This is a genomic window from Borreliella americana, assembly GCF_021043605.1.
GTDB lineage: Bacteria > Spirochaetota > Spirochaetia > Borreliales > Borreliaceae > Borreliella > Borreliella americana.
In genome coordinates, this window is record NZ_JAJNFB010000001.1 from 34231 (window position 1) to 52574 (window position 18344).

Genomic DNA, 18344 nt, shown 5'->3' on the forward strand with positions numbered 1-18344 from the left:
ACTCCTAACTACCAACAAAAGCCCTCAATCGGACTTGAACCGACGACCCCCACCTTACCATGGTGGTGCTCTACCAACTGAGCTATAAGGGCACTAATTCCCTACAAACTCTTTATTATCTTAGTTGATTGTTTGGAAAAAAACAAGTACTAAGTTTAATTTTATTACTTTATTAAAACAAGTTTTCCATCTTGCAAAAGTTTAATGTTGTTACTATTTGAAAACAATTTATTAATAGAATATTCATCAAGTATAATATCTGTATTATTTTTACCATAAATACTTTTGGCAACCAATTTTAAAGGACGATGTCCAATCCTATTTTTATTATTATAAAGAACATTATTGCTATATTCAAGCATTCCCCATTTTTTCAAAGCCTCTGAAGAAACCATTCTCTTATCAAAATATGGTCTAATATTTTCATCATAAATTTTGATAAAAAAAGAGTCTTCTAATTTTTTAGAACCAGAAATATTATTGTAAACTTCGCCTACATAAATCACAATTCCTGTATAATCGGTTTTATCAACATCAGAATTTATCAATGGATAAAAAGCTTTATAAGGCGTTTCGTGTGAAAAAAACAAATTTATAAAATCGGGAAAAAGACTAAGTTCATACCTAACAGTAAGACTTCTTAAATCTTCTGAATATTTTATATAAGACCTCTTCAAAATACTGTTAGGACCTGAAAAATTTAGTATTAAACTGGGATTCAGGTCAAAATAATCCTTAAAAGTATTTTCAGAATCCATAATTATCTTAAAAAGAGATTCTCTTATTAACGTGTCTTTAAAATCATTAATGGTTGCTATTAATTTAGACGCTGTATTTAAGCCTACTGGTCTAAATTCATTTTCATTAATTTCCTTAACAATATCAAAACAAATAACCTTTCTATCCCAATCGATTATTCTGTGCACACTTGTCTCAGCAGCTTCATCTTTTATTATAGAAACATTAGAATAAAGCAGAAATAAACAACTAAAAAGAAACTTAAAAAAATGCATTATCTCCTTCCTATTATTTTTTACCTAAATATACACCTATCCAAGTCCAGCCATTATTAATTTCTGGATCTTTAGGATAAACAATTCTTTTAAAAACAAAATACCATTCCCGAATATGGTCCCAGCCCCTTGATTCAAGATAAGATATATCGTCACTAGAATCTGCTTCAAGATGCTTTGCAAATTGTATTCCGTTTTTTCTTCTCCCTCCAAGCCTAATCATCGTAGTTAAAAAGCTATTAGTATTAATAGAATTGCTCTTTCCGCCCTTTTGATCCCAGCTTTGAATAAAAAAATTATTTTTATCTCTTATATTAAGCAATTTAGTAGTATCCCCAGAAAGAACAAAATTTTTAACATCCTGAATTAAATCTCCCAAATTTCTATAAACAACAAACTCTGGATTATTAAAGTAATTAATTTTTGTAACAACATTAAAATAGTCTCTAGAATCTATTTTTAAATTCGACCTTGGAATTGAAAGAAATTTTTTATAATAAAAATAAGATTCGTCATAATCTTGAACATCTTCCAAACTTAGTGCAAGATTATAAAAATAATTACCCTTTTCTTCATTATTTAAATTACCGATTCCCTCAATCCCTTTATTTAATATAAATTTGTAATAATTAATTTTATCAATTGAATCAATATTTAAATTGACAATCTTTTTAGCCACCCTTATTTTCATTGAACAGTTTTCATAAACATAATCATCAAAATTATCAACAATACGTTTGTAAATACTAAAAGCTACAAAATCTTCTCCCATGGAATCATAAATATTACCCATTAAATAAAGATACAAAGGATAATATTCTCTAGATTCATCATCAATAATTCCACTATTTACAATTTCTAAAGCAGCTCCATAATTTTTATTTGCAATATATATATTAACAACTCTATCAATAATAAGAAATTTATCTAATCTATTCTTGTTAGAAAATTTTAAAAGATGAATAAGATTGTGAATCTCGCTTTGTTTTTGATTGCAAGAAGCAAATAAAAACAAAATCAAAATAAATTTAGCAATTCTGATCAATAGATTCATATGAGTATTTTACAATATAAACTATACATAATAAAATGCACATCTCAATTAGAAGGGTGTCAAAATTTTTATAAATACCAACTTAACATAACAACATTTTACATTAACACCAATACAAAAACATCAAAACAATAGAACTAAAGCCTAAATTTAAAATTTAATATAAAACTCTAATATTTTAAAAATAGTAAAAATAATTGCACAACTAACAATTATAAACACAAAAACATTGAAAAATAATCTTATAATGCCCTATAATAAATGTCAATTTAATACCTATTTAAAAAAGCAATCGTCTAAAATTAAACACTTTATTAAAGGAATATAAAATCCACAAAAGATGAAAAAAGAAGTCATTATAATTTTAATGCTATTACAAGCAATAATGCATTTAAACTCAATAAATACTAATACAAATGTTTCAATAGTAAAAGAATTGCAAAAAAATTTATATGTTTTCAATAGCAAGGAATATCAAAAAGATAAAGACACTTTAAATGAATTTATAAATTCAATAAATATAAACAACAAAGAAATCTTACAAAGTTTGAAAAAAATTAAAAATGAACTTTTTATAGTATCTGTTTTTTTTAATAATAAAAAGGGGGTTTTAATTGCACTAAATCTTGGAGCAGAAATAAACTTTAAATATAAAATATCTCCAATTTCAATTTCAATAATAAACAATGAATTTGAAATCACAAAAATATTGATAGATTACGGAATAAGTCTTAACCAAATAGATGATACCAGCTATTCTCCAATATTTTGGGCAATATATACTAATAACGAAAAAGTATTTGAATTTTTAAAAGAAGGAGGAGCTGATTTAAGCTTCACACTTAAAAATAGAAAAACACCAATGCAAGCCGCAATAGAAACAGAAAACATAAAACTAATTAAATCTCTAGAAAAGAAAAAAATTCACATTGACGATAATTATAAAAAAGAACTTAAAACGCTTAAAAACAAAGAAATAGTTCGAATTTTAGTAAAATAGAAAATGAATTTAATATCCATCAGATACTTGGATATTTTTATCTTTATCAATAAGATCCTTGTATATAAAAGATTTTTTAGCAAGTGCCTCTTTTAAATTCTTAGAAAAGGGTAAATTCCTCCACATTATACCACGTACCAATTTCTCAAGTTTTTGAATTCCTTTACTTTCTTTTTCTATCCAAAGAAAATAATCCTCTAGAAAAAAATTTTTAACATTTCCCTTCTTAATAAATTTAACATAATAATCGTAATATTGACCTGTAATGCCTGTTTCCATCCATCTAAAAGAAGCTTGTTCTTTTGCAAGTTCCCAAACAAAATCACCAACACCTAAAATAACCGCTTTCCTTAAGTTTTTAGCATACATAGGTATTAATATTTTACCCCTGCCATTTGCTCTGTTTTTAACATCAATTGCTTCCCAGCAAATTCCTTTATCTCCATAAGAAGGTATTAATATAAAATAAGGAACTACTCTGAGCAAATCTCCTCTATATGCTTTTTGAAAAAGTCTAGGCTGAATATCTTCGATTTCCCAAACAAGCTGCATAATTCTTTCTCTACTTCCAAAAAATTGAGGGTTGGCAACTACATTATTTTTTAAAAGAATAGGAAAATGATTACCTCTTGGCCCTATTGTAAGTTTATTAGCGCTTCTGATAACTTCAACTTCATCATGTGCAATAGTTGATTCAACAGACATCCCAATATTATTCATTTTATTTTGAATTTCAAAAAGCTCTCTGTTAGTATCTTCAATTTTATTAATAAAAATATTAATATCCCGATTTGATTTAATAAGATCATCAACATAATTACTAGCAAAATTTAAAGGCTTTAAAATCGAATTGGGATAAGAACTCTGCACTCCGTATTCGGTCATATAAGTTAAATTGCTTTGACTATTGTTTAAAAATAAAAATTCAAACATACTTCTTAACTTACTAAGAGCCTCTTCCCTGATCTTATCAGTTCTCTTAAGGCTGCTTTTTGCAAAATCAATATTTGCCAAAAGTTTTTCTTTCTTATTAAGTAAAATTTTTTTCATATCTTCTTCTTTAAAATTATCCGTTGGCAAATCAATTGCTAATCTGCTAAGCTTAAAACTATTAACCCCATAAAGCCACTCATCAAAATAAATAAAAGACTCATTATAATGATTGTCCCAAATAGTTTTTGAAATTAATAGCTGAATTTCAGGTCCAAGTGCATTGGGAATAAGGGCAGCAAATCTAAATAAAATTTTCTGCTCCATAGTCAATTTTGAAATGTTTTTTGCAATTGATTTGAGAAAAGACCAATAAATGTTAATCACTTGATTATATCTTAAAACCCTATCAACCTCTTCTGACTGCGGATTTAAATAATCTACTAAAACTTTATGAAGCTTAAAGCCAATTTCTTTACTACTTGAAATAAGATTTTTATAAAAATCTTTAGTAAAAAATTGCTTATCATGCTCTTCTAAAGTTAAAACATTTGGCAATCGCGAATCTAAATCTGTATCTACAGAATCAGGATACTTATACAAACAACCCCCAAAAACACCCACAAGCAACATAGCAACACAAGTACAATTGTAACTCTAAAGTTTATATTTACAAAAAAATTTAGTACTATTTATTATAAACAATGTACCTTAAATCTCTGAAAGGAAAAGTCGTATGAATATAAAAATCAATTTTTTTTTCACTCTGCCTATTGGAATCTTTTTAGGATTATTTTTCCCTCTTGGGATTTATAGCTCTTTGTCACATGCTTTTATAAGATTATCATACTTATCCCTTATTCCCTTTTTAATATTTTCAATTCCATTAGGAATTGAAAATATTATTGAAAATAAAAACTTTAAAAAGCTTTTTGGTAAAACCATTTATTATGGAATTTTAACCAACCTATCTGGAGTTGCCGTATCAATAATAGCTGCGACAATATATCTTCCGCAAAGAATTCCAATACTAGAAAAAACAATACAAAATACATATTTTTTTGAAAAAGAAGCTTTATTAGAAACATTTTTTCCAAAAAATATTTTCAAAATATTTACATCTAGTAATCCAAATCTACTAAGCATCTATATGATTTCAATAATAATAGGAACGAGCTTTTATTATGCAAAACAAAAAGGCAGAATAGCTAGAGAACTGATGCTAAGCGCATCCAATCTTTTTTATCATGCAAATGGATTTATTGTAAACATATTAAATATAGGAATCATTTTTATAACAGCAGATTACGCTACAAACTTAAAAAATTTCAAAGATTACCAAAATTACACAAACAGCATAACTTTCTTTTTGGTATGGACAATTATAATTTTATTCATAATATTGCCAACAATTAGTTATAGGTTAACAAAAAGCTTTAAAATGATATATAAAGGAATCTTTGTATCATTACAAAACATAATATTTTCAGGACTTGCAAAAGATTCTTATTCTCCCTATGCGATATTAATAGAAGACATTAAAAATGAAAGAATAAATATAAAAAAATCCATAATTACAAACATACCTTTAATAAATTTTGTATCTAAATTTGGTACTATTTTTATTTCAGTAATATCATTTTTTATAATTTTAAAATCATACTCTAGCTTGCCTATTTCTATCTATGAAATAAGCTATATGAGCACTTTATCATTTTTTTTTGTCTTTGCATTTCCTCATATGCCAAATAGTTTAATTTATGCAATTACAATGCTTTGCTCTACCTATACAAAAGGAATAGAGCTAAATGTTTCTAACATAACGCCAATGCTGCCAATATTAATCTCTTTGGCTTTACTAATCGACTTTGCTTTTAACATTGCAATCATTCATATAATAAATTTCAAAGAATTAAAAAATCAAGAAAAAATTAATTAAAGTTAAATAAATCAATAAGATTTGGCAAATAAAACAAAATATTTAGCCTTAGAAGAACAATAAATACAAGTCATACCCGTTAAATCCCTGGCTTTAAAATCATCAGGAATGCATCTGATTGTAGCTTTAGTTTCATTTTTAATAATATTTTCACAAGTCAACCCGCCACACCAACAAGAAAGCACAAATCCAGAATAATCATTCATATAAGCTTTAAATGTCTCATAACTATCCTTACTGCTTCTAAAAATCTCCTTAGTATTTAAGGTCCTAAAATTTAATGCTTTTTTAAATAAATCTTTTTGCATCAAATCAAGTTCTACCTTAACCTTACTTACAAGAGAATCAAGTGATATTTGATACTTAAATTTTCTGTCCTTATCTCTTCTTGAAATAGTAACAGAATTTAAAAGAACATCATTTATCCCTACTTCAAGGCGTATTGGAATTCCTTTAAACTCGGCAGATGAAAATCTAAATCCTGGAGAGCTTCTAATATCCTTATCAATTTCAACCCTAAATTTTGCTTTTTTTAAAGTATCCACAATACAACAAGAATAGTCCAAAATTTTTTCATTAATCTCGTCTTCTTTTTTAAAAATAGGAATAACAATAATTTCTATTGGAGCAATGTGGGGCGGTAAAACTAAACCTTTCTCATCAGAATGAACCATAATTAAAGCGCCAATCAACCTAGTAGAAACACCCCAGCTACTAGCAAATACATACTGCATCTTGCCATCTTTGTCTTGAAATTTTACATCAAATGCCTTTGCAAAATTTAAACCTAAATAATGAGATGTGGCGGCTTGAAGCGCTTTTTTATCTTGCATTAATGCCTCAATTGAATAAGTAGAAACAGCCCCCGCAAATTTTTCCTTTTCAGATTTTTTACCACAAAAAACCGGAATGGCTAAATAATCTTCAATAAATCTTTTATATACATCTAAAATAAGCAAGGTTTCTTCTAATGCCTCCTCTTCAGTAGCATGAGCAGTGTGTCCTTCTTGCCATAGAAATTCGGTAGTGCGCAAAAAAGGCCTTGTTCTTTTTTCCCAGCGAACAACATTTGCCCATTGATTAATTTTAAGAGGAAGATCTCTATAAGACTTAATCCACTTACTATACATATTCCAAATAATTGTCTCAGAAGTAGGTCTTAAAACCAAAGGCTCTGCCAAACTCTCCCCACCAGCATTCTTAATAATAACAAACTCAGGAGAAAATCCATCAATATGATCCTTTTCTCTTTCTAAAAAACTATACGGAATAAGCATAGGAAAATATGCATTCTCGTGCCCTGTCTCTTTAAATTTTTTATCAAGTATACTCTGAATTTTACTCCAAATAGAATACCCATAAGGCATAATTACCATACATCCTTTTACGGGGCTGTAATCAGCAAGTTTTGCTTTCTGAACTATATCTAAATACCATTTAGAATAATCATCTTCTTTTGATGCTATAAAATCACTCATACATTATCCTTAATAAAGCACTACACTTCTTTAAAAAACTAAATTAATTATACTCAATATTTTTTAACTTCAACCATAAACCGTTTATACTTATTTCCATAAGAATTTAACATAATTTTTTCCAAAACAAAAACAATTCCATCTTCATTTGGAAATAAAACAATCTCTCTTATTCTGTAATCAATAACATTCTTTCTATAATAATTCCCTCTTCCAACAATCAGATGTTTTTCTAGAAATGAATTACAATATCTAATAGATAAAAAAATATTAAAAGAAGAAGAAAGTTCTTGGGAGTTGATATCCTTATTTACAAAAACTTGATATTCGTTTCCTGTTTTAAAATCAACAAAATTTAAAAAATCTGTTTCTGGAATTTCACTATTTACATAAAAATAAATTTCACGTCCTCTTCTTAAATGATTAATTTTAAATTCTTTAACTTTGAAATTAATTATCTTTAAAAGCTCATAAAGACTTTTATCATAACTGTCTGAATACTCAATGTACTCCTTAAAAATCTTAGAATGTACTCCAGAGTTTGCAAAATTATTTTTAACAACATCAACAAAGTATGCAGCAGAGTAATAATGTCCATTTTCAAAACCATATTCGCCAAACATGAAATATCGATCATTATTAGAAAATCCTAAATTTTTAAAAAAAATATTTTCTGGAAATCCCAATAAAAAGGAAAAAAAATAAAAAAAAACGACATATAGTTTAATCATAAGCTTTATATAAGTTTAATAACAATAATTATATGTATTAAATCTTATTTATAATTAATTTACTCTTACTTAAAATAATATCAAAACAGCATTTCAAATTCAAAACTTTGATATACTATTTGTTTATAGATTAAAAACTTAATATTCAAATTTTTGGGATAAATTTTTGAAAAAAAGAATTAATGGCCTAAAATTAGCTTTAAAAAGCTTGGAACAAATAAAGTTTTTTTGCAAGAGTTTTAAAATAAAGCATTGCAATAAAAATTGTTTATTACAAATTTATAAATTTATATTTTTTTCAAAGGCCAAAAAATCAACACAAAAATATATTTCCAAAAATCCTATACAAACAAACAATATTAACATCGATATACAGTCAAGTAGTATAATAATACCTGTATTTGTGATTAAAAATTTTTTGATAACCAAAGCTTTGATAAACAAAACAATAAAAAATTCAACAATAAAGTTTTACTATCAAAATAAGCAAATAAATATCGATATTTTTAATTTTTTATGCTTTATTAAAAATATCGTAAAAATAAAATTATCTAAAATTGAAAAATAAAAAAGGAGAATTTCAATGAGAATGCTATTAGCAACAATAATACTTATATTAACAACGGGCTTATTAACTGCCCAATCCAAAAGCAAAAGTATGTCTGAAGATGACTTTGATTTTGATAAACTTCTTGCAAAAGAAGAGTCTGTGAGCCGCTTATTTGGCATAGGTTTTGGAATTGGATATCCACTGACAAACATTACAATATCTGTTCCATATGTAGATATAGATCTTGGGTACGGAGGATTCGTAGGACTTAACCCCAACAATTTCTTGCCCTATGTTGTGGTGGGCGTAGATCTTTTATTTAAAGATGAAATACATAAAAACACTATGATTTCTGGCGGCATTGGAATAGGTGCAGATTGGTCAAAAGGAAGCCCTGAAAAATCGAATGAAAAACTTGAAGAAGAAGATGAAAATGAAGTACAACAAGTAGCTTCTCCGCAAAACAGAATAGGGGTTGTAATAAGGTTACCTTTGGTAATAGAGTATAGCTTTCTTAAAAATATTGTGATTGGATTTAAAGCTGTTGCTACTATTGGAACAACTATGCTACTTGGCAGCCCAATGTCATTTGAAGGGGCTAGATTTAATTTCTTAGGCTCAGGCTTTATAAAAATATATATATAATGGAGAATAAATGATAAAAAATTTTAAAAAAATACATATTTTAACACTAGTATTAGGTGTGGTACACCTTTCTTTTGCATCTGACAATTATATGGTCAGATGCAGCAAGGAAGAAGATTCAACCACCTGTATCGCAAAACTTAAAGAAATAAAAGAAAAGAAAAATTATGACTTATTTTCAATGGGAATTGGAATAGGCAATCCTATTGCAAACATTATGATTACAATTCCTTATATAAATATTGATGTTGGATATGGAGGTTTTATTGGCCTTAAGTCAAACAATTTTGAAAATTATCTAAATGGGGGAATAGACGTTATTTTTAAAAAGCAAATTGGACAATATATGAAAGTTGGCGGCGGCATTGGAATAGGCGCAGATTGGTCAAAAGCATCCCTTATACCTCCTAATGAAGAGAAAGAAACTGATTATGATAGAATAGGTGCTGTTATAAGAATTCCTTTTATAATGGAATATAATTTTGCAAAAAATTTATCTATAGGATTTAAAATTTATCCTGCAGTAGGACCAACAATATTGCTAACAAAACCAAGCATTTTATTTGAAGGAATTAAATTCAATTTTTTTGGATTTGGATTCATAAAATTTGCATTTAATTAACCAAATAATCTAATTGGCAATTAAAATTAAGCTTACTTATGTAAACTTAATTTTAATTAAAACCAGCAATAAAAGCTTCACCATCCCCATCAATAAATAAGTTTTCAGATTTTCTGCCTATAAATAGGCTATCACCTTTCTTAAGATTTAAGGATTTATTTATAATCACACACCCATCTAAAACTAGCAAAATCATTGCACTATTTCTATTAATACAAATGCTATCATTTATTTTTTTTTGAATCAGTTTCAAATTAGTATTCGGAAGTCTAAATACGCTAAAATTATCTTGAAAATCGGGATTTAAAAATGATAACTTTCCTTCTTCAAATTGACCAACTCTCAACATCTCTTCTTTATCAATATACTTTCTAGTAAGCCCAGCCCTAATAACATTGTCGGAATTGGTCATAAGCTCAATGCAGTCTCCCTTAAGATATGCATGTACCTCCTGACTATTTGTATAAACAACTTCTCCTGGCTTTAGCTTTAAAATATTCATGCCCAAAAACACTAAAAGACCCACATCTACACCGTAAATATTGTAAATTTCATTAAACCAATGGCCCCTAAAATTATCAATAAGATCCAAATTTTTTAAAATTTTTTCAATAATCTCCTTAAGTTCATAAGTTTGTAAATCAAAAATGGTCTTTACAAAGTCTTTATGTGATTGAAAGTCAAAATTTAATTTCAGAATTTCACAAATTGTTTTAATCTCATCCAAAGGCAAAAAGCCCTTAAGAGCATAAAAATCGCTCAAGGCATATATAAGTTCAATTTTAGGATTTTTATCTTTATATGTCCTTTTAGGATCATTAATATCTATCCCTTTATCATTTTCTGATTCATACCCTTTTAAAGCAATATCTTTAGAAGGATGAATCTGAATAGATAAAGGTTTATTTGCAGACAATACCTTAAATAAAAAAGGAAATTCATCATTACAGCCTAAAAGCTCTTTATGGTCTTCTAAAAAATCGCTTAAAAGCACATATTTATTTTTATATAAAATCTTACTGGAAAATGTTTTATGTGCTCCAAGCCACATTTCAGCCTTAGGCCTTCCATCAATCTTATCGCCTAAAAGATTGGGAATAAAATTAATTCCTCCCCAATCATATTCTTTAATATTGTTTTTCATTAAAAAAATATTATCTTCATTATTCATTCAGATTCCTTTAATTTTAAAGATTTCAAAAAAATTACCAAAGCTGTTGCAACTGCAACTCCAACAGCAATTGCAATAATAAACTCAAATTTATTATCAACAACAGGAAGTACTATTGGCCCTCCGTGTGGAGCATGATTAGCAACACCTAAAAAAGCAGCAATAATGCTTGACACAGCTCCTCCTACCACTATAGAAGGAATTACCCGCCCAGGATCACTAGCAGCAAAAGGAATAGCTCCCTCGCTAATACCAATAAATGAAATTAAAAAGGCTATTTTACCAGATTCTTTTTCTTCATTTTCAAATAATTTAGGTGCCAAAAAAGTTGCAAGCCCCATAGCCATAGGAGGAACAGGAATTGCTGCTGCTACCATTCCCATTATTTCTGGCACTTGGGGAATTAAACCTACACCAAAAAGAAATGCTACTTTATTAAAAGGTCCACCCATATCAATAGTAATCATTGAACCTAATACTAAACCTAAGAAAATCTTACCCAACACATCAAACGTTTCTGAATTGCTCTGCAAAGATTTAAGCCCACTCTCAAGTACCCCCATAAATTCTCCAACATAAACACCAATATACAACATAAAAAAACCAACAATAATGGTGCTTATTAGTGGAATTACAAATATAGGCATAACGGGTCTTAACCACTCAGGAACAGATCTTCTTGCTAAAAACCTTGCAACATAGCCTGCAAGAAATCCTGAAAATATTGCACCCAAAAACCCTGCTTTTACATTTCCAGACATTACTCCACCAACAAGACCGGGTGCAAGACCAGGCTTATCAGCAATTGCCATTGAAATAAAACCAGCAAGCACGGGCAGCATCATACCAAAAGCAACAGATCCAATATCTGCAATCTGCTTATAAAATGGATGCTCAGAAAAATTAGGCCCATCGGGTCCAATCCCAACAAAAGCAATACTAAGAGCAATTAAAATTCCTCCACTTGCAACAACAGGAATCATTGGAGATACTCCACTCATTAAATATTTATAAAAGCTACTTTTGCCTGTTGCGGCCGAAGCTTTAGGAGCGCTATTAGCACCAAAGTCTTTGCTTTTAAATATTGGAGCATTAAAAGCTTCCTTAATAATATTTTCTGTATTGTTTATCGCTTTTACAGTTGAAACTTTATAAACTCTCTTGCCTTCAAATCTCTTTTCATCAATGTCCTTATCAACAGCAAGTATTACAGCGGATGCATTCCTAATTTCCTCTTCGGTTAAGGCATTTTCAATACCAATAGATCCTTGAGTTTCTACTCTAATGCTATAACCCTGCTTTTTGGCTTCATTTTCAATTTTCTTCGCTGCAATATATGTATGAGCAACTCCAACAGGACACGCAGTTACAGCCACTATTTTTTCTGCTTTTGTAGCTCCAAAAACCTCTTCTTTGGCCTGTCTTTGAACATTCTCAATATAATAATAAATGTCATCAGTAGTAACAAACCCACTTAAAGCATTTTGAAAAGCATCATCTTCAAATAGTTTAGCTATAAAAGCAATTGCCTTAAGATGCTCATTGCCTTGTTGCTTTTTTGACATACAAATCAAAAATATTAAATTAACAGGAGGATTTTCTTCAGACCACTTAACACCAGCACCTTTAATGTAAAGCAATGAAATAAAACTAGTTTTAACAATATCTCCTATGAAATGAGGAATTGCAACCCCATTTTCCCAAGAAGTGTCACCTATCTTTTCTCTATCAAAAATTCCTTGAAGAAACTCTTTTTTATTATCTATATATCCCTTATCATTGATTTTTTCAACTAAAAAATCAATTACATCTTCTTTTGAATTTACTTCTGGCAAAATAAATACAAGATCTTTTTTCAAAAAATTAAACAACATAACTGTGGCCTCCTAGCAATTATACATATTGTATAATATACAATAAAATAACATACTACAGCCACTTAATATAAAAAATATTTTTTAAACCAAACAGGTTAATTTTCTCTAAATACATATCGCAACATTGAAAAGGTAAAACAATTTTTATATTATTTAAAATAATCTGTTTATGAAAAAAACTCCAAACACTTGTATTTTCTTAACATTGCTTATCATTTCAAATTTAAATGCACTTGCAAATGAAGAAAGAAATACTAATAAAAAAATTGATCAACCCAATCAAAGCTCTAATTTTTTTAGCCCAGAAAGGGGATTCACATATTCAACAGGAATTGGAATTGGAATTGGATTTTTCCTAAATTCAAATATTAAACACCTTATTTATAGGCCTTATTATACATTCTCCAATAATACTTTTGATTTTTTAATCATTGCTATGATATTAACAAAAGAAAACCTTAATATCCCTAAAAAAATGCAATACTTTAAATCTTATATTGGAGGAGGAATAAACTGGCACATTGCAAACCTAATTAAAAAAACAAAATATTTTTCTGCTACCATTGGCATAGGTGGTCGTTTTTACCTATCCACAAACTTTATAGGAGACATTCGATTTTACGAAAAATTGCCTTATGTGATAGAACCTTATATGTTTATTGAAATTTATTCTAAAAAAGCAACCCCTTTAATGGGGCTGGACTTTAAAATTGATTTTTTATTTTTAGATACATTTAGCATTTCTTTTAATTTCACTATTAGATATAATTTTAAGGACGAAAACGAGATGGAAACATGAAAAAAGGGTCAAAATTTTTTCTTTACTGCTATATTTTATGCCTAACAGTATTTTTATTTTTTTCCTTAAATCCAAAAGCCCTAAAACAAATTAAACACAAAATTTATGACTATTTAGAAATAATAGAAAATAAATACATTAGCATTACAAAATCTATTCCAATAAAAGAATCTCAATTAATACCAAAAGGATATCTTACTACCCAAATAATAAGCAAAAAACACTATACCTTAGGATATGCTGAAAGTGCAAGACAATCTGAATGGGCTGCTTATCCGCTTAAAAGAGAAATGGTAGAACTAGCATTAACTTTGTTAAAATCAAAAAAAATTAAAAGGAGTACCAAATTCTTTGAAGACACCAACATCAGGGGCACTTTTCCAAAACTTGAAGATTACTTTAAAAGCGGTTATGATAGAGGACACATAGTAAGTTCTGCAGACATGTCCTTTTCTGAAAATGCAATGAAAGATACATATTTTTTGTCAAATATGTCACCCCAAAAAAGCGAATTTAATTCTGGAATTTGGCTAAAACTTGAAAAATTAGTAAGAGAATGGGCAATCTCAAAAGGATATATATATATCATTAGCGCTGGAATTTTAACAGAAAATAAAGGATTTATCGGTAAAAACAAAATTTTGATACCTAAAAATTTTTATAAAATAGTGCTAGCAATTAATAATAACAATTATTATGAAATAATCTCTTTTATTATTCCAAATGAAAAAGCAAAAGACCTAGATTTAAAAAATTATGTTGTTAGCGTTGATTCAATTGAAAAAAAAACAAAGATAGATTTTTTTGAAAAACTTGATCCCAAAATTAAAAAAAATATTAAAAAAATACAAAACACACATTCTTGGAAATTTAAATGAAATCAATGTTTACAAAGTTAAGCTCTTCTATTAATTTCTTTCTTTTTATAATTTTTATTTTAGCAACACTAGTTATACTGACTTTCTCTTATAAAATAAAATATAATGAAAATTATCAAAATTATATTCTAGAAATATACAATAATAATTTTATAATATTGATTAATAAATTAACCATCTTTATTGCTGGAATCATAGGTTCGCTGTGGTCATATATTAACTACAAAAGAACCAACAATATACAATTTATACTTTTCTATTGCTTTATTAGCTCATATACATTAGAACCCATTTTGGTCTCTGAAGATTTTTTTTTAAAAAACAATCTAAATTCAAGTTATTATTTATTTACAAAATTTATCCTTTTTGTAAATACTTTTTCATTATTAAATTTATTTTTTCTAAGTTTATATATATGCGATTTCAAGATAAAATCAATACATTATACAATTTACATTATTTTAATCTTTGCCTGCATATATAGTTATACAATGCCTATTAATTCGTACGAAAATAGTCAAAACTACAGCATTCTTAAAATCAAAAGTACAAAATTTTATATAGACGCATTTTTGCTGCTTATTTTAACAAACTTTATAGTGGCATTTTTAAGAAAAAAAAGCTTTGACTATTTTTTTCTTTTTGTTTCAATGCTTTTAATATTAAGTGGAATTTACTTGAATTTACTAAAAATACCTTATGCCTTTCTTCCAATCTCAATTGGCATACCAATCTACTTAAAAAAATCGGGAAAAATTTTCTTTTACTGGCTATAAAAAAAAAGAAGTTAACAAATAGGATGAAGCCGAAACAACAAGTGGTAAAAATAAATTGTCAAAATTAGCAGCATCAAAAAGCTCTACCGATACTGCTAAAATTCCAAGAATTAAAGCTACTATTAAACATGGAAAAAAATAATAATATGAAAAAAAAGTAACACAAAATACAACAAGGCTGCCAGAAATCGTTTTGTCGTTTACAAACTTAAAAAAGGAATTAGCTTTCCCAATAAGACTTGCAAATCCATCACCAAGACATACCGAAAATATTCCAATATAATTAAAAGCATGCATAGCCAAACAATATGATATCAATATACCTATAAACAAAAAGACAGAGGGAAAAGATACTTTATTGGGCAATATTTTCTTTGATTTTAATATTATGTTTGAAATATTTTTAAATAAAAGTATTTTTTTTTAGTAATCCTAAAAATTTCAGAACTTAAGTATAAAATTATAAAAAGTATATTTAAAACAAGTCCTATCCAAAAATTTATTCTATAAAAAATCAAAACTATTAAGCTAAAAACATGAAAAAATTTTCTCAAAATTGCATACTTAATATCTTCTCTAAGAATTATTATTTTAACCCAAAACACCATCTAATCTTTTTTAAATGCATATTAAATTGACATTTGCAAATATCTTTTCCAAAATCCATTAAATTCCCCATTTATTACTTTAAATAAAGTAAAATAAACAAAAACTTTTTTATAAACTTATAACTTATAATAAAATTACTTATAGTAATTTTACAATTTTTTTCAAAAAAAATATTCTTACCTAGAGATTTATTATAAATAGGTAATACTTATTTATAAAGTAAGAATTAAGCAGGTTTCCCAAAAATGCTAGAAATTGAAGATAAACTATTTTTAAAATTTTGCGATTTTATATATAACAACAGTGGAATTCGTTTTGATGAAAAAAATAAATTTGTTCTTCAAAGCAGAGTGAATGAAGCAGTACGAGCTCTTGCTCTTAAAACTCCAGCACAACTTTACAATTTAATAATTAGTGAAAAATTAAAAAAAGAATATTTCTTGGATTTAATCACAACTAATTTAACAAGATTTTTTAGAAATTCACTACATTTCCAAACTTTTGAAAAATTTGTAATTCCTAATTTAATTAATATTAAAAACATAGAAGGAAAAAATAGGATTATTATCTGGTCTGCAGGATGTTCAACAGGAGAAGAGCCTTATTCATTGGCATTTGTACTCAAATCAAAGCTTCCAAAAGAAATGGATTTTGTTATTATTGCTTCTGATTTAAGCTTAAAATCTTTAATGATAGCAAAAGAGGGATATTACTCATCAAATAAATGTGAAAATATTCCTAAAGAATACCGTCACTATCTATATTCTCATTCAAACGGATATAAAATTAAAAATGAAATTAAAAATCATATAAGATTTGACTATCATAACCTAAACTTTGAAAGTAATTTTTCACAAATTGATGTTATTTTTTGTAGAAATGTATTAATATACTTTGATGAAAAATCAAAAATTAAAGTACTTAAAAAATTTTACAACAACATGTCTAAAAACAGCTATTTATTTATAGGGCACTCAGAATCACTTTTTGGACTTAACCTTCCTTTTAAATTTTTAAAAACACCTTGGGCAATAATATATGAAAAAAAAGATACTGACTCTCAAAAAGAAAAATTCAAATCACAAAATAAATATAAGTTATAATTTAACAAAAATAAAATGGGAAAAAAATAACAGTGGAAACAAAAATTTCTGTACTTATCATAGAATACTTTGCTGTAAAGAGAAAACTTATATCGGACCTTATCAATTCGTCTCCAAAACTCCAAGTCATTGCAACTGCCTCTAATGGCAAATTTGCAACAAATAAACTTAAAAAACATAACCCTGAAGTAATATTAATGAATTTAGAAGAAAACAATATTAAAGACATTCTATTTTTGGATAAAAAAAACAATTTAAACAAAACAATACCAGTTGTAGTCATATCTTCAAATCAAAACATAATAAATATTGCTGCTTTAAAGGGCGCCAATGATCTTATATTAGTATCTAAAAACAAAAAATCATATGAAATCAAAAAAGAACAAATTATTAATTCTCTTTTGACCTATGGATCGATATCTATAAAAAACAAAATTGTCTGCAATAAGGATATGAAAACAAAAAACTACAAAAGAGCTAATTTTATTTTAAATTACAAAAATGGCATCTCTTCATTAACTCAACTTGAAGAACATGCAAAAGAAAAAATACTAAATGAAAAAGAAATAAAAAAACTTAAACTGAGAAAATTTGACATAATAGCAATTGGAGTATCAGCGGGAGGCCCCGTAGCCTTGAAATCAATATTGCCAGAAATACCTGAAAGCTTTCCGCCAATAATAATTGTTCAACACATGCCCAAAGGATTTACAGAAGAATTTGCTAAAAATCTTAATAATCTATGCAAAATAAACGTAAAAGAAACCACTAATAACGATATATTAAAGCAAGGACATGCATACATTAGCTCGGGTGGATATCATACAAAAATCAAAAAAATCGATGGTAACTATCAAATAAAAATCCTCGATGGCAAACATATAAATGGTCACAAACCATCTATTGGGTTATTATTTCAATCTATTGCAGAAATTGCAAAAGATAAAGCAATTGCAATAATAATGACTGGAATGGGAAATGACGGATCAAGAGAAATTGGAGATATAAAAAAAGCTGGGGGACTAACTATTGCGCAAGATAAAGAAAGTTCTATAGTTTTTGGAATGGCAAAAATAGCAATAAAGGAAAACAATATAGACTATATAGTTCCACTAGACCATATGGTAAAATTATTAAAAGCTATACTAATTAATAGCTAAATTTTTCAA

The 18344-nt window shown here is 27.4% G+C and carries 16 protein-coding genes, 1 tRNA gene and 2 pseudogenes; 10 read left to right on the forward strand and 9 right to left on the reverse strand.

Going from position 1 to position 18344, the window contains the following annotated elements; all coding sequences use genetic code 11:
- Window positions 1-19 precede the first annotated feature (19 nt).
- The 3 genes from LRB30_RS00165 to LRB30_RS00175 all read right to left on the reverse strand — a co-directional run bounded on the left by LRB30_RS00165 (window position 20) and on the right by LRB30_RS00175 (window position 2067).
- A tRNA-Thr gene (locus LRB30_RS00165) sits at window positions 20-92 on the reverse strand.
- Between the two features lie 72 nt (window positions 93-164).
- Window positions 165-1013: a hypothetical protein gene (locus tag LRB30_RS00170; RefSeq protein WP_231013663.1), complete on the reverse strand. Its 849-nt coding sequence runs from the start codon at window positions 1011-1013 to the stop codon at window positions 165-167.
- A gap of 13 nt (window positions 1014-1026) precedes the next feature.
- Window positions 1027-2067, reverse strand: coding sequence for a hypothetical protein (locus LRB30_RS00175; RefSeq protein ID WP_231013661.1), 1041 nt, complete (start codon window positions 2065-2067; stop codon window positions 1027-1029).
- Window positions 2068-2407: 340 nt separating this feature from the next.
- On the opposite strand from LRB30_RS00175, the gene LRB30_RS00180 reads away from it, so the two are divergent.
- Window positions 2408-3067, forward strand: coding sequence for an ankyrin repeat domain-containing protein (locus tag LRB30_RS00180; RefSeq protein ID WP_231013659.1), 660 nt, complete (start codon window positions 2408-2410; stop codon window positions 3065-3067).
- A 9-nt stretch (window positions 3068-3076) separates the two neighbouring features.
- Here the strand turns inward: LRB30_RS00180 and LRB30_RS00185 are convergent, their stop codons facing one another.
- Window positions 3077-4630, reverse strand: a complete 1554-nt coding sequence (locus tag LRB30_RS00185; RefSeq protein WP_231013658.1) for a hypothetical protein — start codon at window positions 4628-4630, stop codon at window positions 3077-3079.
- 103 nt (window positions 4631-4733) lie between these two features.
- Here LRB30_RS00185 and LRB30_RS00190 point away from each other — a divergent pair, with 103 nt between their 5' ends.
- On the forward strand, window positions 4734-5936 hold the full coding sequence (locus LRB30_RS00190; RefSeq protein WP_231013657.1) for a dicarboxylate/amino acid:cation symporter: 1203 nt from the start codon (window positions 4734-4736) through the stop codon (window positions 5934-5936).
- A gap of 11 nt (window positions 5937-5947) precedes the next feature.
- On the opposite strand, the gene proS is transcribed toward LRB30_RS00190, so the two are convergent.
- Both proS and LRB30_RS00200 read right to left on the reverse strand, forming a co-directional pair.
- Window positions 5948-7414 carry a proline--tRNA ligase gene (gene proS, locus LRB30_RS00195; RefSeq protein WP_231013655.1) on the reverse strand — a complete coding sequence of 489 codons (1467 nt, stop codon included), beginning with the start codon at window positions 7412-7414 and terminating at the stop codon, window positions 5948-5950.
- A gap of 53 nt (window positions 7415-7467) precedes the next feature.
- On the reverse strand, window positions 7468-8145 hold the full coding sequence (locus LRB30_RS00200; protein WP_231013654.1) for a DUF2259 domain-containing protein: 678 nt from the start codon (window positions 8143-8145) through the stop codon (window positions 7468-7470).
- Window positions 8146-8311: 166 nt separating this feature from the next.
- On the opposite strand from LRB30_RS00200, the pseudogene LRB30_RS05915 reads away from it, so the two are divergent.
- The 3 genes and pseudogenes from LRB30_RS05915 to LRB30_RS00210 all read left to right on the forward strand — a co-directional run bounded on the left by LRB30_RS05915 (window position 8312) and on the right by LRB30_RS00210 (window position 9962).
- Window positions 8312-8732: pseudogene (locus tag LRB30_RS05915) on the forward strand (hypothetical protein).
- On the forward strand, window positions 8729-9340 hold the full coding sequence (locus tag LRB30_RS00205) for a DUF3996 domain-containing protein (protein WP_231013652.1): 612 nt from the start codon (window positions 8729-8731) through the stop codon (window positions 9338-9340). The pseudogene LRB30_RS05915 and the gene LRB30_RS00205 overlap by 4 nt, the downstream one beginning before the upstream one ends.
- Before the next feature lie 10 nt (window positions 9341-9350).
- A complete protein-coding gene (locus tag LRB30_RS00210) occupies window positions 9351-9962 on the forward strand; it encodes a DUF3996 domain-containing protein (protein WP_231013650.1) in 612 nt (203 codons plus the stop codon).
- Between the two features lie 52 nt (window positions 9963-10014).
- Here the strand turns inward: LRB30_RS00210 and manA are convergent, their stop codons facing one another.
- Both manA and LRB30_RS00220 read right to left on the reverse strand, forming a co-directional pair.
- Window positions 10015-11133 carry a mannose-6-phosphate isomerase, class I gene (manA, locus tag LRB30_RS00215; RefSeq protein WP_231018594.1) on the reverse strand — a complete coding sequence of 373 codons (1119 nt, stop codon included), beginning with the start codon at window positions 11131-11133 and terminating at the stop codon, window positions 10015-10017.
- The gene (locus LRB30_RS00220; protein ID WP_231018596.1) at window positions 11130-13007 is read right to left on the reverse strand and encodes a fructose-specific PTS transporter subunit EIIC; all 1878 of its coding nucleotides are present in this window, start codon (window positions 13005-13007) and stop codon (window positions 11130-11132) included. The genes manA and LRB30_RS00220 overlap by 4 nt, the downstream gene beginning before the upstream one ends.
- 172 nt (window positions 13008-13179) lie before the next feature.
- Between LRB30_RS00220 and LRB30_RS00225 the strand changes: the two genes are divergently transcribed.
- The 3 genes from LRB30_RS00225 to LRB30_RS00235 are packed head-to-tail and all read left to right on the forward strand — an operon-like array spanning window position 13180 to window position 15463.
- Entirely contained in the window at window positions 13180-13809 is a 630-nt protein-coding gene (locus tag LRB30_RS00225; protein ID WP_231013647.1) for a hypothetical protein, read from the forward strand.
- Window positions 13806-14687: a DNA/RNA non-specific endonuclease gene (locus LRB30_RS00230; RefSeq protein ID WP_231013646.1), complete on the forward strand. Its 882-nt coding sequence runs from the start codon at window positions 13806-13808 to the stop codon at window positions 14685-14687. Before LRB30_RS00225 ends, LRB30_RS00230 begins: the two co-directional genes overlap by 4 nt.
- Window positions 14684-15463: a hypothetical protein gene (locus tag LRB30_RS00235; protein WP_231018598.1), complete on the forward strand. Its 780-nt coding sequence runs from the start codon at window positions 14684-14686 to the stop codon at window positions 15461-15463. The genes LRB30_RS00230 and LRB30_RS00235 overlap by 4 nt, the downstream gene beginning before the upstream one ends.
- Here the strand turns inward: LRB30_RS00235 and LRB30_RS00240 are convergent.
- Window positions 15458-16071 (reverse strand): annotated as a pseudogene (locus LRB30_RS00240) (diacylglycerol/polyprenol kinase family protein). The gene LRB30_RS00235 and the pseudogene LRB30_RS00240 overlap by 6 nt on opposite strands.
- A 246-nt stretch (window positions 16072-16317) precedes the next feature.
- Here LRB30_RS00240 and LRB30_RS00245 point away from each other — a divergent pair.
- Window positions 16318-17175 (forward strand): protein-glutamate O-methyltransferase, encoded by an 858-nt coding sequence (locus tag LRB30_RS00245; RefSeq protein ID WP_231018599.1) that lies wholly within the window; start codon window positions 16318-16320, stop codon window positions 17173-17175.
- 32 nt (window positions 17176-17207) lie between these two features.
- Complete coding sequence (gene cheB / locus LRB30_RS00250; protein ID WP_231014398.1) at window positions 17208-18335, forward strand: chemotaxis-specific protein-glutamate methyltransferase CheB; 1128 nt, start codon at window positions 17208-17210, stop codon at window positions 18333-18335.
- Window positions 18336-18344 lie beyond the last annotated feature (9 nt).